Here is a 17,166-nt window from a genome sequence, read left to right as displayed (position 1 = left end):
TAGCCCGACCGGCTAAGGCTCAGCCCGCCCCGTCTTCACTGTCACACAACTCATCCAGCACGGCTTGGTGACGACTCGTCCACTCCTCCAGTGAAACACCACTGCTTTTCAACAGATCTGGATTGCACTTGACCAAATAGACTGCCGCCTTTTGTGCGGAATCCGCCACCTTGAGCTCCAGTGGTTGCCGGTCGACCGGCCCTTCGTAAGCGATCCAGCGGCTGAATTCCTCGAACACACTGCAGACTTTCTCGAAGTCCTCGTCGTGCATCTTCTGCCAGCCGTTCTCAATATTCTCCAAGCGCTTGGGTTTTATCCCGACGATTTCCGCGAAGGCGGGCCGACTCAGGCCCATCAGTTCGCGCAGGCCCCGAAGCCGCTCGCCAGCTGTAAATAGGAAACGCCTCTTCGTCATCGTTGACCCAGCCTTGACGGGAAATCATTATGCTGTTGACTTACTAATAATTAGTAACTAAAACTAACAGCGTGGAACCTGGCCCATCGCGAACAGGCCTGCCGAGGAGGTCGTCATGGTGCAGGAAGCCGAATGAAAGTGGAAGAACTTGCCGGTGACCTCTTCGTTGCCTGCCCTCGCTACATCACTCTGGAGCGATTCGCCGAACTGACGGGATTCAAGGAGCAGAAGAAGATGCTGGCTCGATGGGTCGCCGAGGGTGCTCTGCCCACTCGCCGTTTTGGCCAGCATCGAATGATCGACATGCATGCGTTGCTCCAGCGCCTTAGACAAGCCAAAGGAACTCAAGGATGAAACACGTCTGTCTTTCACAAGTATGCCTACACGCCGTCGATCTGGTTCGGGGCAAGATCATCCACCTGCAGGAAGAAGAGCGCGTCCTCTTCGAACCCTTTTCATCGATCGGCTATTTAAGTTTCATGCCTTGCGCGCACACACCAACACTGACCCTATGCTCCTGCCGTCACCCTGCGCTCTTCGAGTTCTATTTCTACTATCGCTGGCTGCCCGGCAATCTGCATCACTTCAAGTTGCCGCATGGCGAGCGCACGCATGAATTGATTTAGCCACACGAAGACATTCATCGAGGCGTCACCTGCTGAATCTCTCCACTATCGCCGGCCTGACAAATCAACAGAGACTGAGCGCGGTGCCCACACGCCAAGAGAGCCTCAGGCTTTCGCCGCCCGCCAGTATTTCGCGTAAGCGTCGACAATCGGCCCTCCCGACAGACCTCTATAAAAAAGCCCCGCACTAGGCGGGGCTCAGGTTTAGCTCAGACAGGCCTCAGGGAATGCAGACTCCATGCTGAGCGCTTTGCGCCAGGTCCATCAGTTCACGGTTGGCGACTGCGTACATGGCGTAGTCGGCGCCGGTCGACGCGCGCAGCTCAGCGAGCATGTTTTTCCAACGCTCCACCAGCGGACGGTGCTGCTCCAGCCATACCCCCACGCGCTCATCGATCAGCTCAGGCCCGTCGGCCATTTGCAGAACCGAAACGGTGATCGCCCGCTGCTGCCAATCCAGATCATCACGGAACGCTTCCCGCGCCAGAGCCTGCCAGTTGCTTTCCACCGCCAGGCTGGTGATTTGCTGCACGTACCAGGACAGCTCCAGCGCCCCGCCTACAGCGAAGTAAGCCGTCGCCACCTGAACCGGATCCTGACCGGTGACATCCGAGGCCTCGATAATTGGCAGCAAGGTGTACAGGTGACTGGTTCCCGCCACCACGCGCGCCAACGCCTCAGGCACACCGGCTTCGACATAGCCCTGGAAGCGCGCCAGCCACTGCTCGCGCGCCGGCCCCTCAAGCAATTCGTCCAGGCGCATGGCCAAGGCTTCGATGCGCGGTGCGAAATGCGCCACGTCGTGAGCGGCATCCAGCTCGTTACGCCGGCTACGCAGGAACCAACGCGTGGCACGACGGCCCAGACGCATCAACTCGTCCATCAGGGCCAGTTGCAGCTCGGCCGGCACTTGGTAATCCAACGCTTCGATCTGCTGCCACCAATGCGGCAAGCGGAATACATCACGCACAATCACATAGGCGCCCGCGACATTCGCCGCGCTCATGCCGGTGGACTCCTTCAAGCGCTGCACGAAGGTAATGCCCATGTGGTTGACCAGATCGTTGGCAATCTGCGTGCTGACAATCTCACGCTTCAGACGATGACGGTGCATGGCTTCGCCGAACTTATCCGCCAGCAATGACGGGAAGGCGGTTTCCATCTCACGCGCCAAGTAGTCATCATCCGGCACTTGGGATTTCAGCAGCGACTCTTTCAGATCGATCTTGCTGTAGGAAATCAGCACCGACAGCTCAGGTCGTGTCAGGCCCTGACCACTGGCGGCACGCTCGTTGAGTTCCTCGTCCGTGGGCAAGAACTCCATGCCACGATCCAGTTTACCCGCGGTCTCCAGCGCACCCATCAGGCGCTTGTATTCGGCCAGACGTTCACGTGCGCGGCGCTCGGCAATAGACAATGCCTGCGTCTGTTTGTAGTTGTTGCCCAATACCAGACAACCTACCGCGTCGGTCATTTCGGCCAACAACGTATTGCGCTGCTTACCGGTCATATCCCCTGCGGTAACGATCTCGTTGAGCAGGATCTTGATATTGACCTCATGGTCGGAACAGTCGACCCCGGCGGCGTTGTCGATGAAGTCGGTGTTGCTGGCGCCGCCATTGAGGCCGAACTCCACCCGACCGAGCTGGGTCACGCCGAGGTTACCGCCTTCGCCCACCACCTTGGCGCGCAACTCGCGACCGTCGACACGCAGCGCATCGTTGGCCTTGTCGCCCACATCGGCGTGGCTTTCCTTGCTCGACTTGACGTAGGTGCCGATGCCGCCGTTCCACAGCAGGTCAACTGGCGCCTTGAGCAGGGCATTGAGCAGTTCGGTCGGCGCCAACTTGTCGGCACGGATATCGAAGCGTTCCTGCATCTGCGGGGTGATGGCGATGCTCTTGGCACTGCGCAGGAAAATACCGCCGCCGGCAGAGATCAACGAGGCATCGTAATCCGCCCAGGACGAACGCGGCAGGTCGAACAGTCGCTGGCGCTCGACGAAGCTCTTCGCCGCATCCGGGTTAGGGTCGATGAAGATGTGCATGTGGTTGAACGCCGCAACCAGCTGCAGCTTGTCGGAGAGCAGCAGGCCGTTACCGAACACGTCACCGGCCATGTCGCCGATGCCGATCACCGTGGTGTGGTCCTTTTGCACATCGATACCGCGCTCACGGAAGTGACGCTGCACCGAAACCCAGCCGCCCCTGGCCGTGATGCCCATGCCTTTATGGTCATAACCAGCCGAGCCACCCGAGGCGAAGGCATCGCCGAGCCAGAAGTCGTACTCGCCGGCAATACCGTTGGCGATATCGGAGAACGTCGCGGTGCCCTTGTCCGCTGCGACCACCAGGTAGGGGTCGTCCTCGTCATGGCGCACCACGTTGACCGGCGGTACCACTTCGCCTTCCTTGAGGTTGTCGGTAATGTCCAGCAAACCACTGATGAAGATTCGATAGCAGGCAATACCCTCGGCCTGGATCTCATCGCGCGACCCCCCTAACGGCAGGCGCCGCGGCACGAAACCACCCTTGGCACCGACTGGTACGATCACGGCGTTCTTCACCTGCTGAGCCTTGACCAGGCCGAGCACTTCGGTGCGGAAGTCTTCCTCGCGGTCCGACCAGCGCAGGCCACCCCGTGCGACCTTGCCACCGCGCAAATGGACACCCTCGACACGCGGCGAGTAGACGAAAATCTCATACTTCGGCACCGGCTTGGGCATGTCCGGGATAGCCCGCGGATTGAGCTTGAAGCTGAAGTAGGGCTTGCCCAGCCCTGCGGCATCGACCTGGTAAAAGTTGGTGCGCACGGTGGCTTTGATCAGGTCCAGATAGCGGCGCAGGATGCGGTCTTCGCTCAGCACCGCGACATTGTCCAGGGCATTGACGATCGCCTGCTCCAGCTTCTGCTGCTTGCTGTCGAGGTCCTCGGCAGTCAGCTTGCGCGCCAGATAGAAACGGGTCTTGAACAGCCGCACCAATTCCTTGGCGATATTGGTGTGACTGACCAGGGTGCTGGCGACATAGCTGAGAGAGAAACCCAGGCGAATCTGCTTGAGATAACGCGCGTAGGCACGCAGCAACGCCACATCGCGCCACGGCATGGCGGCAGTCAGCACCAGTCGGTTGAAGGCATCATTCTCGGCGTCGCCGCCGACGATATGCACGAAGGCATCTTGCAGGGTGTCATTGAGCTGCTGGATATCGACATTCAAACCTTCGGCATAGGTGAAGGCGAAGTCGTGAATCCAGAACTCCCGACCATCCTGCCGGTTGAGGCGATAGGGGAACTCACCGAGTACGCGCAGGCCGAGGTTTTCCAAGACCGGCAAGACATCCGAAAGCGGCAGCGGCGTATCGGCGTGAAACAGCTTGCAGTGCAGTTGCTGGCCACTCTGGGTCAATGGCTGGTAGAAGCTCATCACCAGCGGTCGCTCATTGCTCAGGCTCAGCAGATGCTGCATGTCGACCACAGCAGAGTGCGGCGCGCAGCGCTCACGGTAACCCGCCGGAAAACCACCAGGGAAGTCCGCCAGCACATTGGTGCCCTGCGCTTCGCCCAAGGTTTCCACGATCAGACCGGCGTAATCGTCATTCCAGGAACGGCAGGCCTGAATCACTTCTTTTTCCAGGCGCACCGGATCGATCTGCACCTTGTTGTTCGGGTCGACCCGCAGGATGAATTGCACCCGCGCCAGCACCGACTCGGAGAAGAAGGTCCAGAACTCGACGTCGGTGCCTTGCAGGCGCTCCATCAGTACCTGTTGGATTTTCAGGCGGATCTCGGTGGAGTAGACATCGCGCGGTACATAGACCAGGCAGTAGCACACCCGCCCGTAAGGATCGCGGCGCAGGAATACGCGAATCTTGTTGCGTTCCTGAATCTGCACGATGGCCATCGCGGTGTTGAACAGCTCATCCAGGGAGGTCTGGAACAGGTCGTCGCGTGGCAATACTTCCAGCACCTGAGCTAATTCCTTGCCCTGGTGCGCCTTACTGTCGAAGCCCGCACGCTGCTCGATCACTGCGACCTTGCGGCGGATATAGGGAATATTCCACACGCTTTCGGCATACACCGCCGAGGTGTAGAGGCCCATGAAGCGGCACTCCTTGACCACCTGCCCCTTGCTATCCAGCTCACGAATGGAAACGAAATCCGGGTAGGCAGGACGGTGCACGCGGCTCGGCTCGGCGGCCTTGGCGAAGGACAGCAGCAGCGGCGCGCGCAGATAGCTGACGGCCTCTGGGTCGATATGCTGCTCCTCGGCCTTGAGCCCCTTGCGCAGTCGCTTGGACAGGCCCAGCAAGGAACTCTCGTCATACATCACCGTACCGCCATCAGCGGCATCGGCTACGGTAAATTCCTCATAACCGAGGAAGGTGAAATGGTCGTCGAGCAACCAGTTGAGGAACACCTTGATTTCTTCGAGCTCGGCACCCTCGACCTTGAGCTTGGCCTTATCCAGCCAAGCCAACAGCTCCTTGGCCTTGGCCTTCATCGGCTGGAAGTCGGCGACGCTCAGGCGCACCTCCTTGAAAACTTCCTGCAGGGCTTTTTCCAGGGTTCTCAACTCGCCGGCGCTGGCACAGCGATCGATCTCCAGAAAAATCAGCGCCTCTTGCAGCACACCCTCGCCCTGCGTGCCGCTGGGCAGAATCTCCAATAGCTCGCCATTACTGTTGCGGCGCACACTGAGCACACTGTTCTGCAGGGTATGAATGCTGTAACCGCGACGGTTCAGCTCCATGCGCACCGAGTCGACCAGAAACGGAATATCTCGATGGAGCACTTCCACCGCACTGTGGGTCGACTGCCAGCCGTGTTTTTCATAATCCGGGTTGAACACCCGCACTTCTGTCTTGGCAGGGTCGAAGCGCTCCAAGAGGCGCCACGCCGACAAGGTGCAGCCGACCAGGTCGGAAAGACGACGCTGGGTGAGCTCCTCGAGAGCGATGATGCCGAAAAATTGCTCGGCGAACAGGGCGACTTGTGGCAACGCCTGCTCACTGACGTGCTGCGCCAAGGCCGCTTGCAGTTGATGCTGGAAGTCGGCTTTGCTGGCCGCAGTAAAGAACGCCATGGTTGTGCTCCGTTTGGCTTGTGATTCGACTAGGGCAGTCGCGAGTCATGACTGGTGCCACAACGCTGTAGTTCAACGTTAGTCCAGGAGGCCACAATTGCGTTCAAAGTGGCTGCTCCTGAACTCTGGCGACCTCAACGACTCGCTGGTCACATTTGCCGGATGAGCTTAACGATGGAACACCGTGAAGCGCTTGCCGCGCTGCGACATTTTCTTTCAAGGCTGCTCCCCCAACAGGCAAATGCCATGGAAAGAGGGGCATTCCTCCAGCTTGCAGCGCCAAGTGGAAGCTCGACCACCGACAAAGGGCGCCGCAACACCCCTGGTCTGGACAAACTCAGGCGCCCCGCATCGCCTGCGGCAACAGTAGAACGATCTGCGGAAATGCAGTGATCAGGATCGCCGCCAATACCAACAACAGGAAGAACGGAAAGCTGGCCTTGGCTACTTTCCACATGTCGTAGCCGGTCAGGTTCTGGATGACGAACAGATTGAACCCCACCGGTGGGGTGATCTGCGCCATCTCGACCACCAGAATGAGGAAGATGCCGAACCACAGCAGGTCGATGCCCGCCGCCTGCACCGCCGGCAGCACCACCGCGGTGGTCAGCAGGATGATCGAAATACCGTCGAGAAAGCAGCCCAGGACGATAAATAACAGGGTCAGTGCCAAGAGTAATAGATAAGGCGAAAGCTGCTTGGCGATGATCCAATCGGCCAGCGCCGAAGGCAGCCCGGTGAAACTCATGGCCGAAGTCAGATAAGCGGCGCCGAGCAAAATGAAGAAGATCATGCACGAGGTGCAAACCGCCCCCATCAGGCTGGCCATGAAGGTCTCGCGGCTCAGAGAGCCCGAGCACAGGGCAATCAGCAGTGCGCCGACAACCCCGACCGCCGCCGCTTCAGTGGCCGTGGCAAAGCCGGCGTATATTGAGCCGATCACCGTCATGATTAACAGCACTACGGGAATCAACAACTTGGAACCCCGAAGCTTCTCCATAAACGGCAAGGCTTCGGTTTTTTCCGGCAGTTTGTCGCGATTGAACATCGCCCAGAGCATCAGAAAACCACTGAAAATCGCCAGCAACAGCAGGCCCGGCAGAATGCCCGCGATGAACAGCCGGGAGATGGACACCTGCGCCGCCACGCCATAGACGATCATCATGATCGAAGGCGGAATCAACAGCCCCAGAGTTCCGGCCCCCGCCAGCGAGCCCATGGCAATGTTATCCGGGTAGCCGCGAGACTTCAGTTCCGGCAGGGAAATCCGGCCGATGGTCGCCGCCGTGGCCGCCGACGAACCGCTGACCGCCGCAAAGATACCGCAGCCGAATACATTGACATGCAGCAGACGTCCGGGCAGCCCGCGCATCCACGGCGACAGGCCATTGAACATGTCTTCGGAAAGCCGCGTGCGATAAAGGATCTCGCCCATCCAGATGAACAGCGGCAGTGCCGTCAATGTCCAACTGGCACTGGAAGCCCAACTGGTGGAAGCGAGAATCGAGCCGGCCGGCGCACCGCCGAACAGCTCCATGCCGATGATACCCACGCCTATCAGCGACAGCGCAACCCATACCCCCCCACCAAGCAGGGCAAACAACGTCACCAGCAAGGTGACTGTAATTATCATGTGGTCCATGGCTAACTCACTGATGCGGTGCGGCCACGGCCGCAGAAAAGAGGGACGCCTGCAGTAGCTCTCATTCGCTCATCGCTGCGCTGACGTCGGCGACCTCGAAACGCCGCCCCAGGCATACCAGTACCAGACGCTCGGCCATCGCGATTACCAGGATCAGGGTACCGAGCAACATGGGTAGCTGTGGCAACCACATCGGAATGGGCAGCAGGCCGGACGACACCTCGTTGAACTCATAGGACTCGATTACGAAAAGCGTGCAATACCAGGCCAGATAAGCGGCGATTGCCAGCCCGATGAAGGTACTCAGCAGGTCGGCGAAAAAACGCCCGCGAGCCGGCAGCAACCGCCACAGCAGTTCGACACGAACATGTGCGCCACGCTGCAAGGCATATGGCAATGCCAGGAAGCCCGAAGCCGCCATGGCGTAAGCAGCAAACTCATCCGCGGAAGGCACCATAGTCCCCAGTTGGCGCGAGACGATCTGCGCGACCACCAACAGACAGATCAGGACGAGAAACACACCGGACAACCATCCGGACAGGGTGTAGAGCTTATGCAATGGCGTCATGGTCCGCAGAATCCCCTGATCGCTGGTAGATATCGGAGTACAACGCACACTGCATGCACAGATGCGCGTTAACCCCAATGACGTGAGACGACGTCAGTTCTTGTACGCGTCGATGATTGCCTTACCGTCGGCGCCGGACTTCTGCAGCCATTCGTCGACCATGGTTTTACCGATGCTCTCGAAACCGGCCTCGACCGCCTCAGGCGCGCTTTCGGCAACCTGCATGCCGTTATCGGCGAGGGTCTTCACCAGCGCACTGGTCTCCTCCTGAGCAATCGCCCAACCGCGGGTCTCGGCACGCGCAGCGGCCTCCAGCACAGCCTTTTGCGATGCGTCGGGCAGACGTTTGAAGGCACGCGCATTGACGATCACGAAGTTCTTCGGGATGAACGCCTTCACGTCATAGTAGTAGCTGGCGAAATCCCAGGCTTGGGAGTCGACGCCGGTAGTCGGCGAAGTCAACATGCCGCTGATCATGCTGGTACTGAAGGCTTGAGGGATTTCACCGGTTTGAATCACCGTCGGAATAGCCCCCATCAGCTCGACCATGCGCGAGGTCGCCGGGTTGTAGGCACGAAACTTCATGCCCTTGAAGTCATCCATGTTGCTGATCGGAGTCTTGCTGTAGATGCTCTGCGGCGACCAGGGCATGGCGTACAGCAGCTTGATCCCCTGCTTGGCAAGACGTGCTTCCACCGCCGGGCGACTGACCTCCCAGAGTTTCTGCGCCTGACTGTAGTTACGGACCAGAAATGGAACGCTGTCCACTTCATAGATCGGGTCTTCGTTACCCAATACCGACATCAGCACATCGCCGACCTGAACCTGACCGGTCTGCACCGCGCGCTTGACCTCGGGACGCTTGAACAGCACCGAGTTGGCATGGATGCGTATCTGCAACTCGCCGGCGGTGGCGGCTTCGACATCTTTGGAGAAATCCTTGGCCACCGTGGTGATGAAATTGCCGTCAGGCTGCTCGACCGACATGTTCCAACGCTCAGCGGCCTGCGCGGAACACACACTGATGCCCAAGGCGAAGGTCATAGCCGAAAGTGCGAAGCGAAATGAAGTGTTCTTCATGAGTTTCTCCGGATTATTGTTGTAGGCGCTGTGGTCTGTGCCGGCGCTTGAGGGAAAACACCCCGAGTCTTGTTGAATAGGCAAAACCTGTCCAACTAGAAAAAGCGGGAGCGCATGATCGGAAAATGTTATGAGGCGAAACACTGCGAAAGCAGGGCGCACCATCAATGTGGATGATTATAGAGAGGCAAGAGGGGCGGCATTGCCCGGCCCGCCCATTTGCGAAGACGCTGACAGGCGTGCGGTGGCTCCAGTAGCGCTCTGAGGCGCTACGCATAAATCCGCGCAACGACACTTCACTTGCACACTCGGCGAATCGACGCTTCTCACTATCGGCGACGTCGCCAGCACAGACTCAGTCGGTGCTCGGCTCCACGCCGGGAATCGTCAGCGCGACCATCGCCTCGCCCATCTGTTCGGCGTACTCGCAGAGCGCCTCACAGGCGAGCGCGATTATGTCTTCGCTCAGCTCGAGGCCAGCGCCGGTGCGCCAGGTGGCAACCATACCGAGCGGAGAAGGCTGCGGCACATCATCGAGGATGGTCAGTACGCCTTGCTTCAGCTCTTCGCTGACCAAGGCCGCCGGTAACGCGCCGATGCCGAAACCGTCACGAACCAAGCGCGTCATGGCCGCCACGGAATTCACGCAACTGATCCGCGGCGCACTGACGTTGCCGGCGTGCAGTAGGTTGAGGATGTCCTGGTGCGGGCGGGAATTTTTCGAGAAGGTGATGATTCGCTCTTTAGCCAACTCATCCATCGATGCGTAGTCACGGTGATACAACGAGCCGGTCGGCACTATCCATTGCACCGGGAAGTTCGCCAATTCCAGATTGCGCACACTGTCGCCGTTGACCATATCGGTCTGCAAAATGATATCCAGATAGCCCTTGTGCAATTGATCGCAGAGATTACGCGCGGTATCAGCCGTCAGCTCGATTTCCACTGCTGGGTAGCGCTCCATGATCTTGGTCACGAAGGGGCTCAGCCAGGTGTGAATAACCGTGTCCATGGCCCCTACCCGGATGCGCCCCTGGATGTTGCCGGTATCGCTGATTGACTGCTTAAGCGCCTGCATGGTGTCGATCATGCGCTCGGCGTATTCGAGCACCTTCTGCCCTTCCGGCGTCAGCGAAACGCCCTTCGAATCACGTAGGAAGAGGCGCACCCCCAACTCGTCTTCCAGCGCAGCAATACGACTTGAAATAGAGGCCTGGGTGCTGAACAACTTTTCCGCGGTGAGACGAAAACTCTTCAGCCGCGCGACCCACACGAAGGTCTCGAGAAATCTCAGGTTCATGGCCAGCGGGCCCCTCTGTGTAATGAAGCTCTGCTACGGACAAAGCAATACGCAATGATGCACGCGAAGCAGGCCGCATGCCAATTTCGAGGCTATCCCCTGAATGGCGTATCGAATTTTCTTATCGCCCGCCCCCTGTTTTTTCTCGTTGGACGTTTACGCCTTGCCCTCCCAAGAATGCCCCGGCGGTATCGCAAGCCCCAATAAAAACAAACATAGAACTGCGCCCTGCCCAGCCCCCCCTTTCAGCTGCGTGCATGGCGTCCAGGAGATACTCAGGATGACCCCGAACAAGCGTATAGCGGCCCTGCTGATAGCCAGCAGCCTTCCCGGTCTGGCCAACGCCGATTTCATCAGCGACAGTAAAGGCACCCTCGAGCTACGCAACTTTTACTTCAACCGTGATTTTCGCCAGCACAGCGCACGCGACAAAGCGGAAGAATGGGCGCAGGGTTTTCTCCTGCGCCTGGAGTCTGGCTATACCGATGGCACGCTGGGCGTGGGCCTCGACGCTACCGGACTAATGGGCTTGAAGCTCGACTCCGGCGATGGCACCGCTGGCAGCGGCCTGTTGCCGGCCGACCGCTCCGGCGGTTCCCAGGACGAATACTCGAAGCTCGACCTGACGGCGAAGTTCAGAGCATCCAAGAGCACCTTGCGAGTGGGTTCCCTGGCCTTCCGCAGCCCGATCGTTTCCTCGAATGACACGCGCCTGCTCCCGGCATCGTTTCGAGGCGCCCTGCTGAATGTGCAGGAGTTTGACCAGCTCACACTGCAAGGCGGCAAGATCGATCGCATCAAGGCCAACAGTTCCAGCGACTATACCGAAATGAGCGCCAACCGCATCGGAGGCAACAGCGACTCGTTCGTGTTCGGCGGTGGCGATTACAAACTCACCCCCGAGCTCAGCGCTGGCCTGCACTATGGCAATCTGCAGGACATCTATCGGCAGTACTACAGCACCCTGGTCTACCTCAGACCATTGGGTGAAGGGCAGTCGCTCAAGACCGACCTGCGCTTTTCCAAGAGTCAGGAAGACGGCAACTTCCGCGATATCGACAACCAGGCCTTCGGTGCCATGTTCACCTACACCCTGGGCGGCCACTCCTTCGGCGCCGGCTACCAGCGCATGAGCGGCGATGATCCATTCCCATACATCGCCAGCAGCGACCCCTTTCTGGTTAACTTCATCCAGATCAATGACTTCGCCAACATCGACGAACGCTCCTGGCAGGCGCGATACGACTATAACTTCGCCGCACTCGGCCTACCCGGCCTGACGTTCATGAGCCGCTATGTCTCCGGCGACAACGTACAGGTTGGCGCCAGCAACGCTGGCAAGGAATGGGAGCGCAACACCGACATCGCGTACGTCGTCCAGCAAGGTCCGCTGAAGAACCTAGGGGTCAAATGGCGTAATGCGACCGTGCGCTCGAACTTCGGCAACGACCTGAACGAGAACCGCCTGATCCTCAGCTACAGCCTGGCGCTCTGGTAAAGCGCTGCACCGCCGACGGTCAGGCACCGTCGGCCCTTCTCCTGTTCCGCCAACTGCCTGCGCCCTTGGCGCTTTCGATGCTCAAGCTATCCAATCACCGACCGATGCCTGTAACTCATGCCCGAAGGTGGTGAGGAGTATCCATGCAGTTCTTCCTATCCTGGAAACAGAAGTTCCGCCTACTAATCGTCATCACCCTGATCAGCCTGGGCCTGATGGCGGCCTCGTCGTTTTGGGCGAGCCAGCGATTGAGTACCTCTCTGCAAGCCCGCGAAGAAGCCACGGCCTACGCTGGCGCCTCCTTCGCGCTGATGAACGACTGGCTGAAACTCGGGCCCCTGCGCCAAACACTCACCCCCGAAACCCAAGACGCCTTCCCCCAGCGGCTGAACGCGCTCGAACAACGCGCCGGACAGTTCGTCGCCCAGGCCCAAGGCCTGGGGTACAGCGTGATCGCCGAGAGCGCCAGGCAAATAGAGCAGTTGATCCTGGCCGAAACCGACTTGCAACGACAATGGCTGGAGCTGAGTCAGCAACTCGGCCTGAGCCCCTTCGCCGGCAAACGCCAGGCCCTGGCGAACAGCGCCGAGAAACTGGAGCCGATCAACATCGATCTGATTCGCCCCTTTATCGCCGCAGCCCTGAGCAACCAACGCGACTACCTGGCGACCTTCGATAATGGCTACGCAGACAAGACCGAGGCGGCCATCGGCGACATGCAGGCCAAAATCGACGAACTGGACTGGCGAGAAAACCAGATCGGGCAGGCGGTCACAGGCTTTGCCGAGACCTTTGCCCAGGCGCACGCACTGATCCAGCAGATCCGCAAGATCGACACTCAACTGGCTAGCCTGGGTTGGCAGATCGAACAACGCATAGATGAGCAAAACCTCACGCTGAAAGACGGCTTGCTCACCACCACCGCCCTGCAAGCACAACAAGCTCGCCGCGCTTCGCACTGGATCATGGGTCTGAGCTTCGTCGGCGTCGCGCTGTTCCTGCTGCTCACCCTGAGTCAGGCTTCGCGGGCCCTGATGAGGCAACTGGACAATGTCACCCAACGCCTCACTCAAGTCGCCTCCGGTAACCTCACAGGCACACTGCCAGTCGGCCGCAACCCCAAGGACGAATTCAACCAGCTGAGCGCGACGACCAACCGGATGATCCAGGGCATCGGCCGGATCGTCAGCCAGGTCATCGACGCCAACCGCGAACTGGCCCAACTGCACAGCCACCTCATCGAGGCAATGCGTCGCCTCGGCGAAAACAGCAGTCAGGTTGAATTACAGACCGAACAGGCCGCCTCGGCCTCGCAGCAGATATCGGCAACCATCAACGAGATGGCGCAACGCAGTTCCGACGTCGGCGACGCCACCCACACGGCCTACGACTCGGCCCGCATGGGCAGTAGCATCATCGACGCCAGCGTCGCGAGCATGGACCGGTTGTCGCAACTGATTCAGGCCACCCATGCACAGGTTGCCCTGCTCACTCAATCCAGCGAAAAGGTGGCCGGCATCATCGATGTGATCAACAGCCTGGCGGACCAGACCAATCTGCTCGCCTTGAATGCCGCCATCGAGGCCGCCCGTGCCGGCGATGCAGGACGTGGCTTCTCGGTGGTAGCTGACGAGGTGCGCTCACTGGCGCAGAAAACCGTCTCGGCCACCACCGACATCGCGCGTATCGTCGGCGAGTTCAAGCAACAGACACAGAATATGGATGAGCTGATGACCAGCGGGTTGTCCCTCGCCGCGGAAAGCGAGCGGCATACCGGACAGGTGGCGGGCGTCATCGAGGAGATCACCCAATCGATGGAGCGGCTCAGCGGCGAGATGAATCAGGTCGTGGTGGCCATCGAGGAAATTTCCAGCACCACCGAGGACATCGCCGGAAAGATGGAGGAAATCAACGTCCACACCGGCGAGACCAAGGGCCTGCGCCTGAACCTGGATCAACACACCCAAAGTCTTTCCACCCAGATCAAGGCCCTGAACCGCAGCGCGCAGCAGTTCCAGGTCATCTGACAGGCGCCCATGGCTACGACGTGCCAGCGATCGGCAAACGTTCGCCATGCTTGACGTGGATGGCGCCCTCGCCATGCAGCGACGGCACGTATTGCACAGCATACGAGTGCGCTCGAGCGGGCTGGCAATGCCGTTCTGCATGACGAAGATCCGCCAGGCCGCCAGCATCCAGACACCGGGGCCAGAGGTGCTCGGGCGTTTGGCCGCAGTGGCGACTAGCACAGCGGCAACCATCGACTTTTCCTATCTCCGGTGCACGTTTTTATTAGTTGGACGCGCCAAGTGGTCCGTTCAAGAATGCTGCACGGTCCATTTTTTATAAAAACAAGCCCGTGCAGCGGCCACTCAACAAGCGTTGCCGCCTGCGTCTGACAGACCAGAGCATGACGCTCCGCCCAGAGGAATACTTCCGTGAATAGCCTGCTTCTGAACTGCGATATCGGCGAAAGCTTTGGCCCTTGGAAAATGGGCATGGATGCCGAGGTCATGCCCTATATCGACTGCGCCAACATCGCCTGCGGCTTCCACGCCTCGGACCCCAGCACCATGCGCAAGACCGTTGCCCTGGCTGTCAGCCACGGCGTGCGCATCGGTGCCCACCCGGCCTATCAAGACCTGGTCGGCTTCGGCCGTCGTTCGATGGACTGTTCGGCGCAGGAAGTCGAGGACCTGCTGCTCTACCAGATCGGCGCCCTCGAAGCGATCTGCCGCAGCCAGGGCAGCCGTGTCAGCTATGTAAAACCACACGGCGCGCTGTACCAGGACATGATGCGCAAACCGGACATCCTCCGCGCGGTGATGCGCGCCGTGGCCAGCTATGACAAGGGCCTGCCGGTGATGCTGATGACTACCCGCGACAATCAACAGGCGCAAGCCATAGGCGACGAATTCGGCATCACCCTGTGGTTCGAGGCCTTCGCCGACCGTGCCTATGACGCCGCAGGTTATCTGGTCGCGCGCAGCCAGCCGGGCGCGGTACATCACGACAGCGACGTTATCGTCAACCAGGCCACCACCCTGGCCAAGGGAGATGCGCTGGTCGCCAGCGATGGCAGCGCTCTGCCCCTACGGGCCGACACCCTGTGCGTGCATGGCGACAACGCCGGATCGGTCGCCGCAGTGCGGCGCATCCGCCAAGCATTCGACGCATTGGCTCAGGCATGACTGCACGCGCCCCTGTGCCACAACTCGAAGTCGCCGGCATCGACAGCCTGATCCTGCGCCTGTTCGACCGCATCGAAGAAAGCAACATGCCCTGGATGCTGGCCGCCAGCCAACGGCTGCGCAGCAGTTTCGGCGATGCCCTGATCGACCTGGTCCCGTCCTATACGACCCTGTTGTTGCACTACGATCTCGAACGCATTACGGCGCTCGGGGCCAGGCAGTTGATCGCCGCGGCCTTCGCCGACCTGCAACCTGCCACTACTGCAGGTGGACGCTGTCACAACCTACCGACCTGGTACGACCGCAGCGTCGGTCCGGAACTACCGCTGCTGGCTCAGCGCAGCGGCCTCAGCGAGGCCGAGGTCATCCGCCGCCACAGTAGCCATGAATACCAGGTATTTGCCCTCGGCTTCGCACCCGGTTTCGCCTTCATGGGGCTGGTCGAAGAAGCCCTGGCCACGCCACGCCTGAGTACTCCGCGCAAACGCATCGCACCCGGCAGCGTGGGCATTGCCGAACGCCAGACCGCGGTCTATCCGGTGGTCTCGCCCGGCGGCTGGAACCTGCTCGGACGCAGCCCGGCCAAACTCTTCGACCGCAACATCGACGGCTACAGTCTGTTGCAGCCAGGCGATCGGGTACGTTTCGAGCCCATCGACCGTGCCGAATTCATCCGTCTCGGCGGCGACGACAGCCCTCTGGAGATGACCCAATGAGCCACTCCCCCACCACTGGCGGGTTGCGCGTCGAACGCAGTACCCCATTTATCCAACTGCAGGACGCCGGCCGCTATGGCGTGCGCCACCTGGGCGTGACCCAGAGCGGCGCCCTGGACTGGATATCCATGTACTGGGCCAATTGGCTATTGGGCAACGCGCTCGGCGCCGCGGTGCTGGAAATCACCCTGGGCAATCTCAACCTGATCTGCGAACAGGACGCTTGCCTGGCCCTGACAGGTGCTGACCTCGGCGCCAGCCTGGACGGCCAGCCCCTGGCACCCTGGCGCAGCTTCAATGTTCGCCAGGGCCAGCAACTCAAGTTCGCCCAACCACGTCATGGTGCACGCGCCTACCTGGCGGCGCCCGGCGGCTTCAATGCCCCCAGCGTGCTCGGCAGCTGCGCCAGCATTGCCCGCGAGGAACTGGGCGGCTTGCAGGGTAACGGCAAACCCCTGGCGGCCGGCGAGCGGCTGACCTGGACCGGTACGGGACTGCACCAACGGGTAATGGATGAGCGACTGATTCCCGTATTCACGCCTTCACCGCGCCTGCAACTGGTCATGGGCGCGCAAATCGGCGACTTCAGTGGGCAGAGCCTGTTCGACGTATTCAATGACGCCTGGAAGATTGACTCACGCTCCGACCGAATGGGCATGCGCCTGCTCGGCCCAAAGTTGCACTGCCGGCGCTCAAGCATGGTTTCTGAAGGTATTCCACTGGGCGCCGTGCAAGTGCCGCCCGATGGCCAACCAATTGTCCTGCTCAATGATCGCCAGACCATCGGCGGCTACCCGCGCCTCGGTGCCCTCACCCCACAAGCGGTGGCGAGGCTGGCGCAATGCCTGCCCGGAGAGGAGCTGCGCCTGGTACCGGTGCAGCAGGAGTCGGCGCAAGACGCGCACCGGCGTCTACTCGATCAATGGCGACATGGCTAGGGTCTGTTACCGTTTCATTGCGAGCCGCGAATGAAACGGCAACAGACCCTAGCTCCCACCTCATCCGCTCATTCTGGAGTACCTCGCCAAGCGCCAGTCGCATGGCGAG

General features: G+C 60.1%; 13 protein-coding genes. 7 read left to right on the top strand and 6 right to left on the bottom strand.

Annotated features, from left to right (window positions below; all coding sequences use genetic code 11):
• Positions 1-19: 19 nt before the first annotated feature.
• The gene (locus tag TMS3_RS12285; protein ID WP_025165577.1) at positions 20-415 is read right to left on the bottom strand and encodes a helix-turn-helix domain-containing protein; all 396 of its coding nucleotides are present in this window, start codon (positions 413-415) and stop codon (positions 20-22) included.
• A gap of 132 nt (positions 416-547) precedes the next feature.
• On the opposite strand from TMS3_RS12285, the gene TMS3_RS12280 reads away from it, so the two are divergent.
• The gene (locus TMS3_RS12280) at positions 548-769 is read left to right on the top strand and encodes a hypothetical protein (protein WP_025165576.1); all 222 of its coding nucleotides are present in this window, start codon (positions 548-550) and stop codon (positions 767-769) included.
• Positions 766-1,041, top strand: coding sequence for a hypothetical protein (locus TMS3_RS12275; protein WP_025165575.1), 276 nt, complete (start codon positions 766-768; stop codon positions 1,039-1,041). Before TMS3_RS12280 ends, TMS3_RS12275 begins: the two co-directional genes overlap by 4 nt.
• A 220-nt stretch (positions 1,042-1,261) precedes the next feature.
• Here the strand turns inward: TMS3_RS12275 and TMS3_RS12270 are convergent, their stop codons facing one another.
• The 5 genes from TMS3_RS12270 to TMS3_RS12250 form a co-directional block, all read right to left on the bottom strand.
• Complete coding sequence (locus TMS3_RS12270; RefSeq protein ID WP_025165574.1) at positions 1,262-6,124, bottom strand: NAD-glutamate dehydrogenase; 4,863 nt, start codon at positions 6,122-6,124, stop codon at positions 1,262-1,264.
• Between the two features lie 337 nt (positions 6,125-6,461).
• A complete protein-coding gene (locus TMS3_RS12265; RefSeq protein WP_025165573.1) occupies positions 6,462-7,766 on the bottom strand; it encodes a TRAP transporter large permease in 1,305 nt (434 codons plus the stop codon).
• A 61-nt stretch (positions 7,767-7,827) separates the two neighbouring features.
• Positions 7,828-8,334 carry a TRAP transporter small permease gene (locus TMS3_RS12260; protein ID WP_025165572.1) on the bottom strand — a complete coding sequence of 169 codons (507 nt, stop codon included), beginning with the start codon at positions 8,332-8,334 and terminating at the stop codon, positions 7,828-7,830.
• A 93-nt stretch (positions 8,335-8,427) separates the two neighbouring features.
• Positions 8,428-9,414: a TRAP transporter substrate-binding protein gene (locus TMS3_RS12255; RefSeq protein WP_025165571.1), complete on the bottom strand. Its 987-nt coding sequence runs from the start codon at positions 9,412-9,414 to the stop codon at positions 8,428-8,430.
• Positions 9,415-9,769: 355 nt separating this feature from the next.
• Positions 9,770-10,714 (bottom strand): LysR family transcriptional regulator, encoded by a 945-nt coding sequence (locus tag TMS3_RS12250; RefSeq protein WP_025165570.1) that lies wholly within the window; start codon positions 10,712-10,714, stop codon positions 9,770-9,772.
• A gap of 280 nt (positions 10,715-10,994) precedes the next feature.
• On the opposite strand from TMS3_RS12250, the gene TMS3_RS12245 reads away from it, so the two are divergent.
• The 5 genes from TMS3_RS12245 (at position 10,995) to TMS3_RS12225 (ending at position 17,057) form a co-directional block, all read left to right on the top strand.
• Positions 10,995-12,212, top strand: coding sequence for an OprD family porin (locus TMS3_RS12245; RefSeq protein ID WP_025165569.1), 1,218 nt, complete (start codon positions 10,995-10,997; stop codon positions 12,210-12,212).
• Between the two features lie 143 nt (positions 12,213-12,355).
• The gene (locus TMS3_RS12240) at positions 12,356-14,239 is read left to right on the top strand and encodes a methyl-accepting chemotaxis protein (RefSeq protein WP_025165568.1); all 1,884 of its coding nucleotides are present in this window, start codon (positions 12,356-12,358) and stop codon (positions 14,237-14,239) included.
• A 411-nt stretch (positions 14,240-14,650) separates the two neighbouring features.
• On the top strand, positions 14,651-15,403 hold the full coding sequence (locus TMS3_RS12235) for a 5-oxoprolinase subunit PxpA (RefSeq protein ID WP_025165567.1): 753 nt from the start codon (positions 14,651-14,653) through the stop codon (positions 15,401-15,403).
• The gene (gene pxpB / locus TMS3_RS12230) at positions 15,400-16,119 is read left to right on the top strand and encodes a 5-oxoprolinase subunit PxpB (RefSeq protein ID WP_025165566.1); all 720 of its coding nucleotides are present in this window, start codon (positions 15,400-15,402) and stop codon (positions 16,117-16,119) included. The genes TMS3_RS12235 and pxpB overlap by 4 nt, the downstream gene beginning before the upstream one ends.
• Positions 16,116-17,057 (top strand): 5-oxoprolinase subunit C family protein, encoded by a 942-nt coding sequence (locus tag TMS3_RS12225; RefSeq protein ID WP_029866313.1) that lies wholly within the window; start codon positions 16,116-16,118, stop codon positions 17,055-17,057. The genes pxpB and TMS3_RS12225 overlap by 4 nt, the downstream gene beginning before the upstream one ends.
• The last annotated feature ends 109 nt before the right edge of the window (positions 17,058-17,166 follow it).

Source organism: Pseudomonas taeanensis MS-3, from assembly GCF_000498575.2.
In the GTDB taxonomy this organism is placed as follows: Bacteria; Pseudomonadota; Gammaproteobacteria; order Pseudomonadales; family Pseudomonadaceae; genus Aquipseudomonas; species Aquipseudomonas taeanensis.
Note: the sequence above shows the minus strand (reverse complement) of the source record. Positions and strands in the feature narration are given on the sequence as shown.